A 17,001-nucleotide genomic window follows, 5' to 3' on the forward strand; every position below is an offset into this window, starting at 1 on the left:
CTCTGTGTTTGTCAAGCTGCATGGGGTGGTGGCGTAGGCTCGCTTCTGACGGGTCCGGGAAGTGACTTGTCCGAAGAGCTGGCCGTCGGGGTTGGGCTGGCCGCGCTGGATGCTGTAGTCGCCCCCGCTTGTCCTCCTGGGCCCGTCGTCCAGGTGCGACGGCGCTCGTCGGCCATCATGGTGCGCCAGACGTGGTCAGCGAGTCGGCGTTTGAGACAGCGTTGGGCTTCACGCGACGTCTTTCCTTCTGTGAGTTTGGCCTGGTAGTAGGCGTGGCCCCGTGTGCCGGGCATGCGTATCTGCGTGATCGCCACAGTGTGGAGCGCCGCGTTGATCTGGCGGTCGCCCCGCCGGGACAGGCGGTGACGTGCACGTTCCGCACTGGCGATCTCAATGGGAGCGGTGCCGCTGTACTGGGCGAAAACGCTGGCGGTAGGGAAGCGGGTGGGGTTCCCGGTCCGGCCCAGGAGGCGGGCGGCAGTCACGGCCCCGATTCCCGGCGTGTCAGTCAGCCGGCTGTCGGACTCTGAGACCAGCGAGGCCATGGCCTTGGCGTTGTCCTTCAGCTTCACGTCCCAGGTCCGGACCTCGGCGATCAGGTCGGCGGCGAGGGCGTGGCGGGTGAGCTCGGCCGGACCGGCAGCGACAACAGACTCCAGCAACTGCTCGGCTTTGGCCGCGGACAGGTCGCGCGGTGCGCCGCCAGGCAGGAGAGCCCGCAGCAGCGCGTGGAGCTGGTTCACCGCGCGGACTCTGGCCCGGGCGAGATTGCTGCGCCGCTCGTCCAACAGTGCCAGTGCAACCGTTGAGCCCTCAGGCTGGACGGCCCTCGCGTCGCCTTGGAGAGCGGCGACGCATGCCGCCGCAGCCGCGTCGATGCGGTCGTTCTTGCGGCCTGCGCCCCGCGAAAGCTGGCGTCCTGCGGCACGTTACGGGCGGCCAACCCGATCACAACACCGCTAAGGGCCTGCCGATCATTAACCTGCCGTCTTGATCTTGCAGTTGGGGCTGCTGATTTGGCTGACCACTCTGGCTCGAAGGGCTGCCAGGACGGCCGGTGGGGTGGCGGCCGGCGAGATGGTGATGCTCTGTTCTTCAAGCAGTTGCCTGATCTTCAGCAGGGTGCGGTGCATGGCGGTGCGGCTGCTGTTGAACAGCACGGCAAGAGGTTCTGCGGCTAGGTTGACGCGCAGGTGGAGCACGGTGGCCAGGACCTGGTCGGCGAAGGTGAGCCGGGGTGGGCGACCGCGCCGGGTGTCTCCTGCCGGTGCCAGGGTGTGGATGAGGTGCTGCAGCTGGTGCGGGGCCAGGCCAGTCAGGGCGGGATCGGATAACAGCGCCGGATCCCACTGCGATGTCGATGTTCGGCCGCTGCGGGCTGCCGGGATGGCCGGGCTCGGCTGGGGATGCAGGGCATAGTTCCACTCGCCGTGGAAGGTGTGCCGGGTCAGTGGCAGGGCCGCCATTTCCGCGTCGCCGACACCGGTGCCGGTGGGATAGGTGTTGGTGTCCAACTCGGCCTTCACCCGCAGTCCGGTGCGAGTGGTGGTCGCGGTGATCGATTCGAGGATGACCTCGTGGCTGGTCAGAGGGCGACCGCGCCAGTTGATCGTGATGTGGGAGAAGAGCCGGTGTTCGATCTTGTTCCACTTCGACGTGCCCGGCGGCAGGTGGCAGACCGTGATGACCAGCCCCGTTTCTGCGGCCAGGCGAGCGAGGTGGAGTTTCCAGGCCCGCGTGCGATAGCCGTTGGAGCCTCCCGCATCCGCGGTGATCAGCAGCCGGGAAGCTTGCGGGTAGTCGCCCCGGCCCTGACCGTGCCACCAGCGGCGGATCGACTCCACTGCGAAAGCAGCGGTGTCGTGGTCGGTGCCGACATTGACCCAGCCGGTGTTGGCCGCCAAGTCGTAGACGCCATAAGGAATGGCCTTGCCCAGCTGCGGATCGACGAAGTCGTGGACGCGGACCGGCACCGGATCGCCCGTGGGCCGCCAGGAACGGCCATGGTTGTGGAAGTCGCCGACCAGCTCCTTCTTCTTGGTATCCACGCTGATCACCGGCTGGCTGGCGTCCCGGTGATCGCGTGCTTGCTCGTTGAGGTAGCAGAACTGGGCGTCTCGGTCGGCATGCTGACTGCCCTCAAGCGTCTTGGCGTTGGCCTGCAGCCGGAACCCCTCCTGCCGCAGCAGACCGGCGACGGTGTCCGCACCGACCCGGTGCCCCTGACGGGTCAGCTCGGCCGCCAGCGTGCGAGTCGACTTCGTCGTCCACCGCAACGGCGACATCGGATCACCGCGTTCGCCCGGCTCGACCAGACTCAGCAGTGCCGTCCGTAATCCAGGGTCGAGGTCCACGACGCGTTTGCGTCCGCCGCCCGGCTGCCGCACTCGCCCCACCAGAGGATCGCCTGCCTCCAGGTCGGACGTGCCTTTGCGAACCGTTGTCCCGCTCACCCCGGCCGCCCGAGCCACGGCCCGAATGCCGCCATGTCCCAGCGCTCGGGCCTCCGCGGCCATCAGTAGCCGCCGCTGTCGTTCGTCCAGGTGCGGGAACAACACCGCAAACTTCACGGCAAGTTGATCACAAGTCTCGTCCGGGATGCGCATACGACACCAACGAGCCCCAGCGCTGAAAGCAACACCTTGATGATCGGCAGGCCCTAAGGGTTGTCCCGTTTATACGCGTGAGCTGGGACGTTGAGTGACGGTACGGTCGTTGCGTGGAGTTCGAGAAGGTGACTCAGTGTCCGTTGCACGGGTCCGGCGCACGTCCTGAGATCCTGGTCGGGTGCCGGCTGGAGGAGGTCGTCGCCGCGTGGCATCGGAGCGGAGATGAGGAAGGGGAAGAAGAACCGCTGGACGTGTGGCTGATCGACAGCCAAGGCAGTTCCGTGCACATCACAACCGGCTCGGACTGGTGCCTGATTGTGGAGTCCTCGAGCCCGCATGAGGGATACGACATGGACAGCTGGGGGCGCGTAGAGGTGGCTCCAGTCGGGGTCCGGACGCCGTTTGCCGCCCACTTGGGGGAGGACGTCCTGGCGGTGCGGGAACAGTTCGAGCCGAAGACCGGGCGCATCGCACTCGAGGTCACCTTCGCCTCCGGCCGGGTTCGTTGCGGCAGTTGGGCCGGGGCCCTCCGTCTTTCTGAGTGAGGCTTCGCGTGCAGTCTCACCTGGCCACAATGTGATGATCTTGGTGTGGCTGGTGTGATCACGGCGTCCGAGCCGTCCTGGATAACCCCCTTCACCGGGCTGAGCCCGCGCTGCTTCGGCAGGTTGGTGACCGCGCTGCGGCGCGAGGGTGCGGAAACGGTACGACGGGGCCGGCCGTGGGGCCTGACACTGGAGAATCGAGTGCTGCTCGTGACGGCGTACTGGCGCACGAACTTGACGATGCGTCAACTCGCCCCGCTATTCGGCGTCTCGAAGTCCTCGGCCGACCGGATCATTGGCCATCTCGGCCCGCTTCTCGCGCTTCAGCCCAGACAGCGTTTCGCCAAGGACACCGTCCTCATCGTGGACGGCACTCTGGTGCCCACCCGAGACCACGCGATCGCCGAGCAATCCAAGAATTACCGGTACTCCACCAATCACCAAGTTGTCATCGACGCCGACACCCGTCGCGTCGTCGTGGTCGGCCGGCCTCTGCCGGGCAACCGCAACGGCTGCAGAGCCTGGGAGGAATCGGGAGCGAAGGCCGCCGTCGGCAACACCATGACGATCGCCGACGGCGGCTATCCAGGAACCGGACTCCTGATGCCGCACCGCCGCCGGGCCGGCGAGGAACTGCCCGACTGGAAACAGGACCACAACCGCTCCCACAAGCAGGTACGCGCCCGCGTCGAGCATACCTTCGCCCGAATGAAGACCTGGAAGATCCTCCGCGACTGCCGTCTCAAGGGCAATGGCGTTCACCACGCCATGCTCGGCGTCGCCCGCCTGCACAACCTCAACCTCTCCAGATAGGTCGGTCGTCACAACCGGCTCACACTCATCCGAAGATCATTGCGGGACAAGCCTTAGCCCCAATACAAGTCGGGAAGTACTGCCGAAGCAGGCCCTTCGTGTTCTCGTTGGAGCCGCGTTGCCAGGGGCTGCCGGGATTGCAGAAGTAGACCGGCATATCCGTAGCGGTGGAGAAGAGGTGGTGGCCTGCAATCTCGTTGCCCTGGTCCCAGGTCAGTGACCGCCGCAGGTGAGGCGGAAGTTCACTGATCGTGACGGTGAGAGCCTGGTGGAAGTGCTCTGCCCGGTGACCGTGGGGCAGGTGCACCAGCACGGTGAAGCGGGTCGTCCGTTCGACCAGTGTGCCGATGGCGGAGCCGTGGTTGGTCCCGACGATGCAGTCGCCTTCCCAGTGGCCGGGAACGGCGCGGTCGCTGATCATCACCATGGGTGTGGTGAAGCGGGGCTGACGCTTGTATGCCTGACGCTGGGGCCGCCGGCGGGCCCGTCCGGTCCGCAGGGCCTTGGTGAATCAGGTCGAACACGACGCGTTTGCCGTTGGGCGGCAGCGGTGCGCGTCGACAATCGCGGAGTCTTGCGCCAGCGTGACGATGCACATGGAAATCACCGCGGCGGTGGAGAACTGCGGGGCTCCGAAGTGGAAGGGGGTGGGGAGCCCGATCAGGTCGGCGTCGGTGACGCCGCTGAAGTCGGCCGCGCCCAGGGGCAGGGAGATCAGGGTGCCGGCGAGCAGGCCGAGGAGTATCGAGAGCTGCTTCAGCAAGCCCCGCACTCGGCGGAGGACGACCGTGATCAGGAGGCTGGCGGCGGCCAGGCCGATGTTGGTGAGGCTTCCGTAGTCGTCGGCCTTGTGGTTGCCGCCCTGGGCCCAGTTGAAGGCGATGGGCAGCGGCGAGACACCGATGAGGGTGATGATCGTACCGGTGACGATCGGGGGGAAGAAGCGGACCAGCTTGCAGAACCAGGGCGCCAGGAGGAATCCCAGGACCCCGGCAACGATGACAGCTCCGTAGATGATCGGTAGCGCATCCTCGGGACTCTGTGTCTTGGCGATCGCGAGCATGGGTGCGATGCCCGCGAAGGAGACGCCGTTGACGAAGGGGAGGCGGGAGCCCACCTTCCAGAACCCGAGGGTCTGTAGCAGCGTGGCGATGCCGGCGGCGAACAGGCTCGCACTCATGAGGAAGGCGATGTCGGCGGTGGACAGGCCGACTCCGATGCCGACGACGAGGGGCGGCGCGACGACGCCCGCGTACATCGCGGCCACGTGCTGCAGTCCGGCGCCGATCAACTTGACCGGGGGCAGGGTCTGGTCGACGGGGTGCTTGGCCGCCCCGTCCTCGGGTGTCTGGGGTTCGTTCATGGTCAGGTCGCTCCTGGAGTGGGCATGTTCGGTGGCGTGATCGGCACCGCACACGCAGCCAGGGGCGTGCGTGAGGGGCCGGCCGTGCGGTGTGCGGTCGGATGCGAAGTGGCAGGGGCACGGCTGCGGGCGTGCCGAAGGTGCCGGGTGTACCGGTGGGGGTTCGGGCTTCGGTGGCGCGCGGCTGCGCGGGGCGTCGACAGGACTCCCTGACCGGAGCCCCCGGCGGGGCCTGATGCAGCGGGAATCCGGCGTACGCCCGGAAAGTGGATCGGCGGCCGGAACGGTGATGGTGTACCGGGCTGTGCCGATCGACCGGAGAAGCCGCACGGCCGTGGTATCCACGGGATCGGCGCGGCTCCGCTCTCACCGAGCCGAGTCAGTCCCTCACGCTTTCAACGTTCAGTCAAGGACCGGAAATCTCAAGCCAGTTCGACGAATGACGGCCGCCCCTTGGGGGTGTGCGCCTATCCGTTCCGGCATAGGTTCCGACCACAAATGCGGGCGGAAATTCACGGTCTTTTTTATTGGATCGTACGTAGCCCGGAGGCGGCCACTTTTGCGATCTTGAGGGGGCACAGCCGACGAGTACGGTGCCGCGCGGTCACTCCGGTCCAGCGCCCAGCGGCCCCTTGCCCGGCGGGCCGCCGCACGACCGGACCGCCACCTTCACCACCGGAGATCACTCGATCGAGACATCGCCGGCGGCACGGGCCGGATCGGTAACGACCGGCACAGCACTTTGCCAATCGGCAGTCGTACTGCCGAAGTGCGTCACCAACTCTTGTTCGTCAGGCCCTGAGGAGGGGCCTCGCCCATGTACAGATCACCACGTCGGCACCTCACGCCGGACGGCCGCTCAGTTGCGTTCACGCGCGGTCGGTCACGCCGAGTCCTGACGCTCATCTTCGCGGTAGCGACCGTCGTGACGGCCGGCAGCCCGGCCTCGGCGGCCGTCGCCCACACGACCAGGTTCGGTACCGCGGTGAACCTCAACGACAACGGCCGCGGCAGCTCCGCCGTCGCGATCGGCGATCTCAACAACGACGGGACGCCGGACCTCGTGACGGCGATCCGCACCGAGGGCCTCGGCGTGTTCCTCGGCTCGGGCGGCGGCAGCTACGGCGCCGTAACGAAGTACGCGGCGCCGCGCACCTCCTGGTCGAGCCTCTTTATCAACTCGGCAGTGATCCGCGACGTCAACGGCGACGGCCACAAGGACGTCATCAGCCAGGACGCGCGCGGCAACGTCGCTCTGGTCTGGCTCGGCGACGGCTCCGGCGCTCTCGGCGCGGGAGCGGCGGTGCAACTCAACCCGAGGCCCGGGTGCGACACCACGGGCGACAACCCGTGTGTCGTGCGCTGGCCGAACGACGTCGCCGTCGGTGACTTCGACGAGGACGGCAAGCCGGATCTCGCGACGTCCAACACGAACACGAACAACGTCGCGGTAGTGCTCGGCAACGGGGACGGCACGTTCGGCGCGGCGACGCGGTTCGCACTGGGCGGCGGCACCGGCCCGCAGGGCACCGCGGCCGCCGATCTCGACGGCGACGGCCATCTGGATCTCGTCACGTCGAACTCATCGGCCGGGACTCTCTCCGTGCTGCTGGGCGACGGAGACGGGGGCTTCGGCGCGGCGTCGAGCGTCTCGGCCGGCATGACACTGCCGTCCAAGCTCAAGCTCGCCGACGTCAACGAGGACGGCAAGCTGGACGCCGTCATCGTGGCGCCCGGCACGCCGGGGCGCGTCGCCGTCCTGCTCGGCGATGGCGCGGGCGGGTTCGGCACCGCGAGCCTCCTGTCGGCGGGGTCGAACCTCACCTCCGCGTCGGTGTCCGACCTGAATGGCGATGGCCACGTCGACCTGGTCGTCTCCAGCTCCGGCTCGAACGAAGTCGTGGTGCTCGAGGGCGACGGCACGGGTGCGTTCGGCAGCCCGCTCGCATTCGGGCTCAACGGCGGCAGCAACCCGTATGCCGCAGCGCTGGCCGACCTCGACGGTGACGGGCGTCCCGATGTCGTCACGGCCAACAGCAACAGCTCGGCGACGTTCGTCAAGGACGCGTCGGTGCTGCTCAACACGACGAAACGGCCGCGGACGGCAACACACCAACGGCGGTCCGACGCTCCCGTGCACGGATTCGATCACGACCGGCGGCTCCCGCGAGACCATCGTTGAGGTGTCGTAGCCGACGAGCCGTTTCCGGCGGCTGCCCATGAGACGCTGACGTGCGTCGCGGGCTCGACGATTGCGATGATGCGATCGCCGAGCCCGTCTCGCCGGCACATGCACATCGTTGAGCACGGTCCACGGCTACCGGGTGTGGTGCTGGGCGCGTATGTGAAGGCTGCTGCGGCGGCGCCGGCGGGGTGTCATCCGTCGTGGTCGTTGCTGATCGGTACCGGCCGGATCGAGTCGTGGTACGCGCGCGCCGCTTGCCTCGGCGGAAGGCCGGCTGCCGGCGGCCGTTGTGCGCGGCGGCGGGGCGCGAGGAGTTCGTGCAGGGCTGTGACGACGGCGAGGCTGAGGGCCAGTACCGCGGAGAACAGGCCGACAGTGACCGCGGTGCCCCATCCGTGAGGGGAAAGGGGTACACGCGATCGTGCGCGGCCTTGGCGGCGGTGCAGGCGGTCGAAGTGATCGCTCGGGTGACGGTCGTGATCGCCGGGGCGGATTGGCCGGGGAGGCGTGCCACGAGCACCCTGCGGATCTCGGGGGGTGCGCCGTCGACGCGCAGCAGGCTCACCCCGGGCGGCAGCACCGGTGAGAGCCCGGACGGCACCGTCGTCACGTCGAAGCCGCCGGCGACCAGCTGGAGCTTCGTCAGCCAGTCGCGCGTGGAGTGGATGATGCGCGGCCGGCCGGGCAGGCCGGGCCAGACGCCGAGCAGCGGCTCGGAGCTCGATGACGGGGTGGCGATCCACGCGGCGTCGACCAGCTCGTCGACGTGCACCGTGGTGCGTCCTGCGAACTCTCCGGTCGAGGGCACTGCCACGACCAGTTCGGTGTCCGCGACGGTCTCGACGTGCAGGCGCGGCGAGTCGCCGTCGAAGGGGCGGTGGGGTGGGCGGGACGTCAGCACGGCGAGGTCGAGCGAGCCCGCGCGCAGCGCCCGGATCAGAGTGGGCGTGGTGCCCTCGCTGGTGGTGACCGTGATCTGCGGGTCGGCCGCCGCGAGGTGTGTGAGTGCGGCCGGCAGGATCGCCGCGCCCGCGCCCAGGACTACAACGCGGCCGATCGGCGAGGTGATGGAGCATCAATGCGCACACGACCCCTTCGAACGACGCGTCGTCGATGAAGTCCAGCGGCTTCTCCGCGTCGTGCATGCGCGGTTCGGCCCGGTCACCCAATCGCTCCCGCGCGTGACTCAGCAGAGTTGCGCTGCCGCCTCGGCCCCGGCTCTCAGACGGTGTTGTCGCTCGTCCAAGTGCGGGAACAGAACCTCGAACTTCGCAGCACCTCGAGCTTCGCCGTCAACGACGCCTCGGCCTCCACAGATGTGCCCACACCACAACAGCGATGCCCAGAACGGGAAGCAAGGCTTTGATCCGCGGCAGGCCCTGACTACGCGGCATTGAGGCTAGCCCGGCTCGGCCGGCTGCGCCGCTACCGCAGATCCCGGCGCATCAGGTCGGCGTAGGTCTCGCAGCGCACCACCGGCAGGCGGCGCGCGCCGTTGTAGGCCCCGCCCGGCTGCTGGTTCGGGCCGGATGGGCGCTTCACACGATCGGGGCGTGCTGGGTCAGTCGGCGCCGCCGATCGTGCCGCCGCGGATGATGGCGGAATCACTCGCTTCCGGACTTCGGCGTGCGCGCGCCGGATCGCAGCAGCGCGCACGGGGACCGGCCCCGGCCAGGGCGTAGGCCAGGCGGGAGACGGTCGGGCGCTTGTGGCTGTCCTTTATGCACCCTCATGGCCTGCCTGTAGCGGGCCATGAGCGTGCGGTGGTGGTGTGCTTTCGGGGCAGCTCCGTGACCGCAGTGAGGCCAGGCAAGTCGTGGCTGGTCAGCGGGCGGCCTCGCCGGTTCATGGAGGTGTGGGAGAACAGCCGGTGCTCGATGTGGTTCCGCTTCGAGGTGCCCGGCGGCATGTGGCAGACCGTGATGTCCGAGCCTGTCTCGGAGGCCGGGGCTGTGGGTTCGGTTTTCCGGGCGCGGGTGCGGTGGCCGTTGGAGCCGCTTGCATCGGCGGTGATCAGCAGACGTGTGGCCTGCGGGTAGTCGTGTCTGCCACCATAGCGGTCGCGCTGCGCGCACCTGGTCCGCGATCTCACGGACCGTGCCGACGAGCAGCAGCGGCAGGTCCAGCGCCTCGCAACGGCGAAGGTAGCGGTGTCGTGGTCGGTGCTGATGCTGGCCCTTCCGCTGTTCGTGGCGATGTCGTACATCCCGTACGGGATCGCCTTGCCTGGTCGCTGCCGGTCCAAGAGGTCGTGCGTCTTGACCGGTACCGGCTCGCCCTCGGGCCGCCACTGACGCCCGGCGTTCTTGTAGCTTTTTCGTTGTGGCTGCTCGCGCCGTTTTCCGCGCCCCTTTGGGGAGTGGAAACGTGGCCGATACAACAGTTGCTGCCGTGCCGTAACACGGCGTTGCCACCATCCCCGGGTCAGTTGAGATCGCGCATGATCTGAGGGGAGCCGGGCACATGGCAGCACAGCAGCAGATGGCAGGTACGGGGACCAGTCGGCGGGGCTTCCTGCGCAATGTGGGGCTCACCGGTGGCGCGGGCGCCATGTTCGCCACCATGGGCGCCCTCGGGCTCGCCCCCACGGCGCAGGCCGCGCAGCGTGAACTCCCCTACCGTGCACCGCAGTCGGGGGACTTCACGCTCAGCGGGCGGGCCGCCGCGAAGGTGGTGATCGTGGGCGGTGGCATCGCCGGGCTCGCCACCGCGTACGAGCTGGGCAAGGCGGGTTACGACTGTACGGTCCTTGAGGCCAGAGACCGCACCGGTGGACGCAACTTCACCGTACGGGGCGGGGATTCGACCGTCGACCTGTACGGCAACGCGCAGACCGCGCGCTTCAGCGACGGCCAGTACATGAACGCGGGCCCGGCCCGGCTTCCGCAGTGGATGGTGACGCTCGAATACTGCCGTGAACTCGGCGTCCCCATCGAGGTGTTCACCAACACGAACGCCGACGCCTACCTCTTCAACGAGTCGGCCGGCATGACGAAGCCGATGCGGTACCGCACCGCCAAGGCCGATGTGTACGGGTACCTGTCCGAGCTGCTCGCCAAGGCCTCCGGCAAGGGAGCGCTGGACAAGGAGTTGACCGCCGCCGACCAGGACCGGCTCGTCGAGTTCCTGAAGGACTTCGGCGACCTGGGAGACAAGCTGACATACGCAGGCGGGGAGCGGCGCGGGTACACCACCGTGCCGGCCGCCACCGGCACCCCGGGTGTGCTGCTCGGTGACGTGCCGTCCGCGTCCGAGGTGTTCGCCAGCGGCGTCGGGCGCTACTTCTCCTTCGAATTCGGCTTCGACCAGGCCATGTTGATGTTCCAGCCGGTCGGCGGCATGGATCAGATACCGAAGGCGCTGACCAAGGCGATAGGGGCGCGCAGCATACAGACGGGCGCCGTCGTCAGCAAGATCACGGACAAGGGCGACGGGGTCGTCGTCACCTACCAGCAGGGCGGGCGCACCAAGGTCGCCGAGGCGGACTTCTGCGTCGGCGCGCTGCCGCCCAACATCCTCGCCAAGATCCCGAACAACCTCGGCTCCGGCGTGCAGGGCGCACTGGAGGCCATCACCCCGCAGTCCGCGGGGAAGATCGGTCTGGAGTACAAGTCCCGCTGGTGGGAGCTGGATCACCGGATCTACGGCGGCATCACCGAAACCGACATGGACCTCAGCCACATCTGGCACCCGTCGCACGGATTCCACGACGAGCGCGGCGTCATGATCGGCTATTACAACTACGACGGTGACGCCGACGCGTACGCGAAGCTCGGCCCCGCCGCGCGCGAGGCACGAGCGGTCTCCCAGGGAGTGAAGATCTACGGCGAGAAGTACCGCACGGAGCTGGCGTCGTCGTTCTCGCACCACTGGCGCCAGACCCCGCACCTGGAAGCCGCCTGGCACGACACCCCGGGCGGCCCCGACGACCCGCGCTACAAGTCCCTCAACGAGCCCGGCGGGCGCGTCTACTTCGCCGGTGACTGGCTCAGCTACACAGACGCGTGGCAGCACGGCGCGTTCACGTCCGCGCGGCGGGCAGTGAGCAAGCTGCACGCGCGCGTGATGGCCGCCTGAGCGCCGCCGGCTACGTAGGAGGCTGCTGAGAAAAGGCGCGGGCGGGAACGCCCGCGCCCTCTTCAATATGCCCGGCATGGGAGATTGCTTGGGGTGGAAGTCCCCTGGAGGGAAGAGGACTGACGGCCAGGACAGCGGCATTGGGTACGCCGTCATCCACTGGTAGTACCGAACCGCCCCCGGCCGCCAGGGCCGGGGGCGAACGAGGCCGGGTCCGGCAGAGTCGTCCTGTTCCGGGGCGCCAGTGCCTCCCTTGTCGCCGAGGCGAAGAGTTGAAGAAACCCCAGCGCCGCCAGCCACATCTCCGACGCAAAAAAGCGCAAGGCCATCGAACTGCACGCCGAAGACCACACGGTCGCCCACTACGAGAAGGCCGGCTGGATGGTCAAGAAACTGGGTAAGCCCTACGACCTGCGCTGCACCCGTGGCACCGAGGAACGCCACGTCGAGGTCAAGGGCACCACCGGGGCCGCGACCAGCGTCGAACTGACCATCAACGAGGTACTCCACGCCCGGGACCAGGGGCATGGGGCCACTGTGGGACGGGCCGGTGATCGGCCGGTTCCCAGTCGGTGAAGTGGGTGACCTTGTCGCCCCTGGGGTGTAGGGATCGGTCCTGTCACCTGGTCAATGGGCCTGTGAGGCACTCTCGCAGCACGATGATCATGATGGGGCCGCTGATGAACTCGGCCGCGGTGAACTGCCGGCCCATCAACAGGGCGAGGATTACGCCGAGCTCGACGACGAGGTTGGTGGAGGCGATCTCGAAGGCCATGGCGGCGGTGAAGTTCGCGCCTTTGCGGAAGAGGGAGCGGGCCAGGGCGACGGCGGCGTAGGAACACGAGGAGGAGGCCGCGCCGAGGCCTGCGGCGATGGTGAGGGTGTGGGGGCGGTCGTCGCCGAGCAGGGAGACGACGGTCGTTTTGCGGATGACGGCCTGGACGAGGGCGGACAGGGTGAAGCCGAGGATCAGGGCCCAGGTGATCTCCCAGGTCATGGAACCGGTGATGGACAGTGCGTGCAGTACGGCGTGCCTAGCGGAAGCCTTCCGGCAGCCTGGGGCGCCGACAGGGCCAGCCCGGCTGGTGTCGTGGTGGCCGGAGATGCGGGGCTCCGCCCGGATGGGGGTGCCCCGCCAGGGTCAGCCGACGTTCAGGGTGAGGGCTGCGGTGTGGAGTGTTCCGCCGGTCTGGAACTGCAGGAACAGCCGCCAGTTCCCCGAGGTGGGCAGTTCGGCGTGGAAGGACAGTTCCTGGCCGCCGTGGTCGCCGTTGACCTTCGTGGTGGGGTGCAGGTGCGCGAATGCCTGGTCGCCCTCGTGGAAGGCGGTCAGGTGGGCGTAGGTGTCCAGGTAGGGCTGGAGGGCGGTGACGGGCTTGCCGTCCTTGGTGATGGTGATGGTCAGCGGGTGGGCCATGCCGGCCATCGGCTTGCCCTTTACGGTGACGTCGTACCCGTCGACCTCGGTGGAGTCCGCTGTCGCCGGCAGCGGGGTCTTGGCCGCCGTGCCGGGGACGGTGACGGTGCGGCTGAGGACGAAGTCCTTGCCGCTGCCGTTGCCGCTGTCGGGGGTGAAGGAGGCGAACATGCGCCACGAGCCGGGTGCGGGGGAGGCGAGGTCGGCGGTCCAGGTGCCGTCGGCGGCCATGGTCGGGTGGATGTGCTGGAAGCCGGTCAGGTCCGAGCGGATGGCGTAGAAGTGCATCCGCTTGGTCTGGTCGAGCGCGAAGTCGGTCACCGGCTTGCCGTCGGGACCGGTGACCGTGAAACGGTAGGCACTCTGCTTGCCCGTCGGCAGGCTGGCGTCCCGGCTGGTGAGGCGGTAGCCGTCCTGGGTGTCGGACAGACCGTTGCCGGCGGCCTTGTGATCCATGCCGGGCATGTCGCTCATCGAGGACGACGCGCTCGCCGAGGCGGACGCGGAGGACTTGGCGCCGTGGTCCATGCCAGGCATCGAGGAGTCGCCGGAGGAGCCCCACGCAGCCAGCGTCAGCGCGAGAGCGGCGGCGGTGCCGGTCGCCGCGAGGGCCCGACGGCGCACGGTGGAACGAGAAGAAGCGAACATGGAGGTGGTCTTTCCGGGTGGGCGCGCCACACCGGGGCGGCGCGCGGGGTGAGCAGGACGAGATTGGCCGGGCCCGGTCCTCACAACCGGGTTCCAGCGCGTCCTGTCACGTCCGCGCGATGCACACCTGGAGCAGCAGACTTCGCCCGCCGGACGGCGGTGGTCCGCGCCGCCCCTGCGTTCACTGCTGCCAGCCGGGCCATTCGGTCACTGCTCGATCTATCGGGGTGAACCGCCCATCACGTCGCCTGAGAGCGCATCCGCCCTGGCTGCTCACGCCGCGGTGAACCGTTCAGCGGCATCCCAGAGTTCGCCTTCACGCCGCGGGTTGTAGGACTCCTCCGACGAGCGGTCCGCACGGCTGCGGTCGACGTAGGAGCCGGTCGGCGCGTGGGTCGTGCCAAGGACGACGTCGGCGAGGTAGCGGCCCGCCGCGTTGCGGCTGGTGGCGAACGGGGTGAGGGTCATCGCCGGCAGGATGCGGCGCATCGCGAACCGGGAGACGGGGTCTGCGTTGCGGGCGAGGCCGGTGCCGGGTACGAAGCCCGGGTTGTAGGCGATGGCGTCGATTCCAGCCGGCAGGCGGCGCGCGTACTCGTGCACGAGGTAGATGGCGGCCAGCTTGCTCGTCGAGTACGCGGTGCGCCCGCCTGCTGCGGTGTCCGGCTTGGGGAAGGCGCCCGTGCGGGCGAGGACGTCCGGGGACTTCCAGGCCGGGCCGGGCACCATGCCCATGTTGTGCTTGAAGTCGCCGAAGTGGGTGTCGCTGGCGGTGATCACGATCCGGGCGGGAGCGGCGAAGCGGTCCTGGAGCAGGCGGACGAACAGGTGATTGGCGAGCACGTTGACCGTGAAGGTGGACTCGAACCCGTCGGGTCCCTCGGTGAGCGCGTTCGTGTACTGCATGCCCGCGTTGCCCACGAAGCCGCGCAGCGGCGGCAGGTCACCGCGATCGAGCCGGTCACGGATCTCGGTGCCGGCCGAGCGGACGCTCTCCAGCGAGCCGAGGTCCGCCGAGATGTGCGAGACCGTGTGCCCGCCCGTGGCGAGGTCCGCAGCGAGCTGCGCGCCGGAGGATCCGCGGGCAACGACCAGGAGGTGCACGTCCGGCGACTGGCGCAGGATGTGCTCCGCGGCGACGCGGCCGATCCCGCGGCTCGCGCCCGTCATCACGATGGTGTGCTTCATGGAAGGCTCCTTCACTGGTCAGCCGATGGCGCCCGGCTTGGGCGCCCCTCCACGTTCGCCGCTTGCGCCACCGCCAACCAGTGCCGTCCCCGTCACTAGGACCGGCAGTACCCAGGCTGATGCGGCGCCGCACTGCGAGAATGAACCCATGGCTGCCTCCCGCTCCGATTTCGCCGCACTCCTGCGCGCCTGGCGCGACCGCCTCTCCCCGGCCGACGCCGGCTTCACCGTGACGGACGGCCGTCGGGCCCCGGGACTGCGCCGCGAGGAGCTGGCGCAGCTGGCCGGGCTTTCCGTCGACTACGTCCTGCGCCTGGAACAGGGACGCGCGAAGAACCCCTCGGCCCAGGTTGTCAGCGCCCTCGCCCGGGCCCTTCAGCTCTCCCGCGCCGAGCGCGACCAGCTGTACCGAAGCGTCGGGCTCCTGCCGCCACGGGACGGGACGGTCAGCACCCACGTGCCCCCGGGCATCCAACGGCTTGCCGCGCGCCTGGGCGACGTCCCGATCGGCGTGTTCACCGCCGACTGGACCCTGGTGTGGTGGAACACCACGTGGAGCGCCCTGCACGGCGACCCCGCCGTCCTCCCGACCGCCGAACGCAACCTTGCCCGCGCACTCTTCGGCAACGGCGCCGCCCACGCCTCGATGCTTCCCGTCCAGTCCGAGCGCGGGCCGGATGCTTTCGAGGCGTCGATCGTCGCCGACCTCAAGGACGCCGTGTCCCGCTATCCTGCGGACGCCCAGCTCGATCGTCTCGTGCAGGAACTGCGAGAAATATCCGACGCCTTCGCTCATCACTGGGCCATGCGGACGGCCGCCGCCCAGCACACGACTGACCGTAAGACGATCCGGCATCCGGAGATCGGCGACATCCTGCTCGACTGCGACGTCCTCATTGTCCCCGGCGCCGACTTGCGCATGGTTACCTACACGGCAGCGACCGGAAGCAGCGACGCGGGGAAACTGGACCTTCTTCGCGTCACAGGTGGCCGCCGTACCGCCACCGCGCTCCGCTGACCGGCGGCTGCTGGGCGGTTTCACCAAGCCGACTGGGCGAACCTCATCGCTGCCGCCGACCACTATCGGTCACGGACCGAGCACGCGCTCGACCAGCTTCATCTCACAGCCTGAGAACGCATCAGCCCTGCCATGCCAGCCACCTCACCCACACTCGCGATCAGGCGCCCTCGTCTTGCACACGCCGAGGCATGTCTGGCCTGCGCCGGAGGCGCGCTGGTATCTGGAACAACCGGTGTGCAGTGGGGCAGTTGTTGATTCCCTGTGTCGTGACCTGACCGAGTGCGCAAAAGTGAAGCGTGATGGGTGAGTTGACCAAGTGATGGCGGGGGACTGCGGGGCGTGCGGGGGCGGGGAGACGATGCGGCAGGGCGGGAGGATGGTGTGGCCGCGCCACAGCTGACGCGGACGCACCTCATACTCATCGGTGTGGTCGTCGCCGGCATCGGTTTCGCGGGTTCGTACGCGGCCGTTCGCTCACTCGCGCTCCAGAAGGGGTTCGGGAACTTCAGCTACGTGTTCCCGATCGGCATCGACGCGGGTATCTGCGTGCTCCTCGCCCTGGACCTGCTGCTGACCTGGATCCGCATACCGTTCCCGCTGCTGCGCCAGACGGCGTGGCTGCTGACCGCGGCGACGATCGCGTTCAACGGCGCGGCCGCCTGGCCGGACCCCCTCGGCGTCGGCATGCACGCCGTCATCCCGATCCTGTTCGTCGTCTCGGTCGAGGCGGCGCGGCACGCGGTGGGCCGGATCGCGGACATCACGGCCGACAAGCACATGGAGGGCGTGCGCCTCACGCGCTGGCTGCTCTCCCCGCTGCCCACGTTCCTGCTGTGGCGCCGCACGAAGCTGTGGGAGCTGCGCTCCTACGAGGCCGTCATCAAGCTGGAGCAGGAGCGCCTGGTCTACCAGGCGCGGCTGCGGTCCCGTTTCGGCCGCGCCTGGCGCCGCAAAGCCCCCGTCGAGTCCCTGATGCCGCTGCGCCTCGCGTGCTACGGCGTCCCCCTCGCACAGACGGCTCCGGCCGGGCTCGTCGCCGCGGGCATCGACCCGCAGTTGCTGCTCCCTCGTTCGCAGCCGCCGCAACTGGATCAGCAGGCCGTTGAGCCCGCTGCTGGGGAGCTCACGCAGATGC

The 17,001-nt window shown here is 68.7% G+C and carries 10 protein-coding genes and 7 pseudogenes; 7 read left to right on the top strand and 10 right to left on the bottom strand.

The genetic code is table 11. The features are described from left to right. Positions 1-11 precede the first annotated feature (11 nt). The 3 genes and pseudogenes from OG758_RS47375 to OG758_RS47385 all read right to left on the bottom strand — a co-directional run bounded on the left by OG758_RS47375 (position 12) and on the right by OG758_RS47385 (position 2,606). Complete coding sequence (locus OG758_RS47375) at positions 12-545, bottom strand: IS110 family transposase (protein WP_326716273.1); 534 nt, start codon at positions 543-545, stop codon at positions 12-14. Positions 546-716: 171 nt separating this feature from the next. Continuing rightward, positions 717-887, bottom strand: a pseudogene (locus tag OG758_RS47380) (IS110 family transposase); the annotation flags it as partial. A 90-nt stretch (positions 888-977) separates the two neighbouring features. Continuing rightward, positions 978-2,606, bottom strand: coding sequence for an ISAzo13 family transposase (locus OG758_RS47385; protein ID WP_326715574.1), 1,629 nt, complete (start codon positions 2,604-2,606; stop codon positions 978-980). A gap of 113 nt (positions 2,607-2,719) precedes the next feature. On the opposite strand from OG758_RS47385, the gene OG758_RS47390 reads away from it, so the two are divergent. Then, positions 2,720-3,154, top strand: coding sequence for a hypothetical protein (locus OG758_RS47390; protein ID WP_326715575.1), 435 nt, complete (start codon positions 2,720-2,722; stop codon positions 3,152-3,154). A gap of 45 nt (positions 3,155-3,199) precedes the next feature. Beyond that, the gene (locus OG758_RS47395; protein WP_326715576.1) at positions 3,200-3,967 is read left to right on the top strand and encodes a transposase; all 768 of its coding nucleotides are present in this window, start codon (positions 3,200-3,202) and stop codon (positions 3,965-3,967) included. 70 nt (positions 3,968-4,037) lie between these two features. On the opposite strand, the pseudogene OG758_RS47400 reads toward OG758_RS47395, so the two are convergent. Then, a pseudogene (locus OG758_RS47400) lies at positions 4,038-4,472 on the bottom strand (IS30 family transposase); the annotation flags it as partial. 75 nt (positions 4,473-4,547) lie between these two features. Further along, positions 4,548-5,330, bottom strand: a pseudogene (locus OG758_RS47405) (solute carrier family 23 protein); the annotation flags it as partial. Positions 5,331-6,147: 817 nt separating this feature from the next. Between OG758_RS47405 and OG758_RS47410 the strand changes: the two are divergent. After that, the gene (locus OG758_RS47410) at positions 6,148-7,512 is read left to right on the top strand and encodes an FG-GAP repeat domain-containing protein (protein WP_326715577.1); all 1,365 of its coding nucleotides are present in this window, start codon (positions 6,148-6,150) and stop codon (positions 7,510-7,512) included. A gap of 451 nt (positions 7,513-7,963) precedes the next feature. On the opposite strand, the pseudogene OG758_RS47415 reads toward OG758_RS47410, so the two are convergent. Beyond that, positions 7,964-8,554: pseudogene (locus OG758_RS47415) on the bottom strand (LysR substrate-binding domain-containing protein); the annotation flags it as partial. Between the two features lie 771 nt (positions 8,555-9,325). Continuing rightward, positions 9,326-9,826: pseudogene (locus OG758_RS47420) on the bottom strand (ISAzo13-like element transposase-related protein); the annotation flags it as partial. 239 nt (positions 9,827-10,065) lie between these two features. Here OG758_RS47420 and OG758_RS47425 point away from each other — a divergent pair. Together OG758_RS47425 and OG758_RS47430 are read left to right on the top strand one after the other, a co-directional pair. Further along, positions 10,066-11,592, top strand: a complete 1,527-nt coding sequence (locus OG758_RS47425) for a flavin monoamine oxidase family protein (protein WP_326716274.1) — start codon at positions 10,066-10,068, stop codon at positions 11,590-11,592. A gap of 333 nt (positions 11,593-11,925) precedes the next feature. Next, the gene (locus OG758_RS47430) at positions 11,926-12,168 is read left to right on the top strand and encodes a protein NO VEIN domain-containing protein (protein WP_326716275.1); all 243 of its coding nucleotides are present in this window, start codon (positions 11,926-11,928) and stop codon (positions 12,166-12,168) included. A 76-nt stretch (positions 12,169-12,244) separates the two neighbouring features. Here the strand turns inward: OG758_RS47430 and OG758_RS47435 are convergent. The 3 genes and pseudogenes from OG758_RS47435 to OG758_RS47445 all read right to left on the bottom strand — a co-directional run. Further along, a pseudogene (locus OG758_RS47435) lies at positions 12,245-12,616 on the bottom strand (permease); the annotation flags it as partial. Between the two features lie 117 nt (positions 12,617-12,733). Then, the gene (locus tag OG758_RS47440; protein ID WP_326715578.1) at positions 12,734-13,657 is read right to left on the bottom strand and encodes a hypothetical protein; all 924 of its coding nucleotides are present in this window, start codon (positions 13,655-13,657) and stop codon (positions 12,734-12,736) included. A 273-nt stretch (positions 13,658-13,930) separates the two neighbouring features. Next, complete coding sequence (locus OG758_RS47445; RefSeq protein WP_326715579.1) at positions 13,931-14,845, bottom strand: SDR family NAD(P)-dependent oxidoreductase; 915 nt, start codon at positions 14,843-14,845, stop codon at positions 13,931-13,933. A gap of 148 nt (positions 14,846-14,993) precedes the next feature. On the opposite strand from OG758_RS47445, the gene OG758_RS47450 reads away from it, so the two are divergent. Together OG758_RS47450 and OG758_RS47455 are read left to right on the top strand one after the other, a co-directional pair. Then, positions 14,994-15,863: a helix-turn-helix transcriptional regulator gene (locus OG758_RS47450; RefSeq protein WP_326715580.1), complete on the top strand. Its 870-nt coding sequence runs from the start codon at positions 14,994-14,996 to the stop codon at positions 15,861-15,863. A gap of 384 nt (positions 15,864-16,247) precedes the next feature. Further along, positions 16,248-16,938: pseudogene (locus tag OG758_RS47455) on the top strand (DUF2637 domain-containing protein); the annotation flags it as partial. Between the last annotated feature and the right edge of the window lie 63 nt (positions 16,939-17,001).

It is taken from the genome of Streptomyces sp. NBC_01474, from assembly GCF_035918215.1.
Lineage (GTDB): Bacteria > Actinomycetota > Actinomycetes > Streptomycetales > Streptomycetaceae > Streptomyces > Streptomyces aureus.

Excerpts from the sequence above, each read along its gene's own strand:
- OG758_RS47410 (WP_326715577.1), top strand. The coding sequence starts at position 6,148 with ATGTACAGATCACCACGTCGGCACCTCACGCCGGACGGCCGCTCAGTT.
- OG758_RS47440 (WP_326715578.1), bottom strand. The coding sequence starts at position 13,657 with ATGTTCGCTTCTTCTCGTTCCACCGTGCGCCGTCGGGCCCTCGCGGCG.
- OG758_RS47445 (WP_326715579.1), bottom strand. The coding sequence starts at position 14,845 with ATGAAGCACACCATCGTGATGACGGGCGCGAGCCGCGGGATCGGCCGC.
- OG758_RS47385 (WP_326715574.1), bottom strand. The coding sequence starts at position 2,606 with ATGCGCATCCCGGACGAGACTTGTGATCAACTTGCCGTGAAGTTTGCG.
- OG758_RS47425 (WP_326716274.1), top strand. The coding sequence starts at position 10,066 with ATGTTCGCCACCATGGGCGCCCTCGGGCTCGCCCCCACGGCGCAGGCC.
- OG758_RS47450 (WP_326715580.1), top strand. The coding sequence starts at position 14,994 with ATGGCTGCCTCCCGCTCCGATTTCGCCGCACTCCTGCGCGCCTGGCGC.
- OG758_RS47375 (WP_326716273.1), bottom strand. The coding sequence starts at position 545 with ATGGCCTCGCTGGTCTCAGAGTCCGACAGCCGGCTGACTGACACGCCG.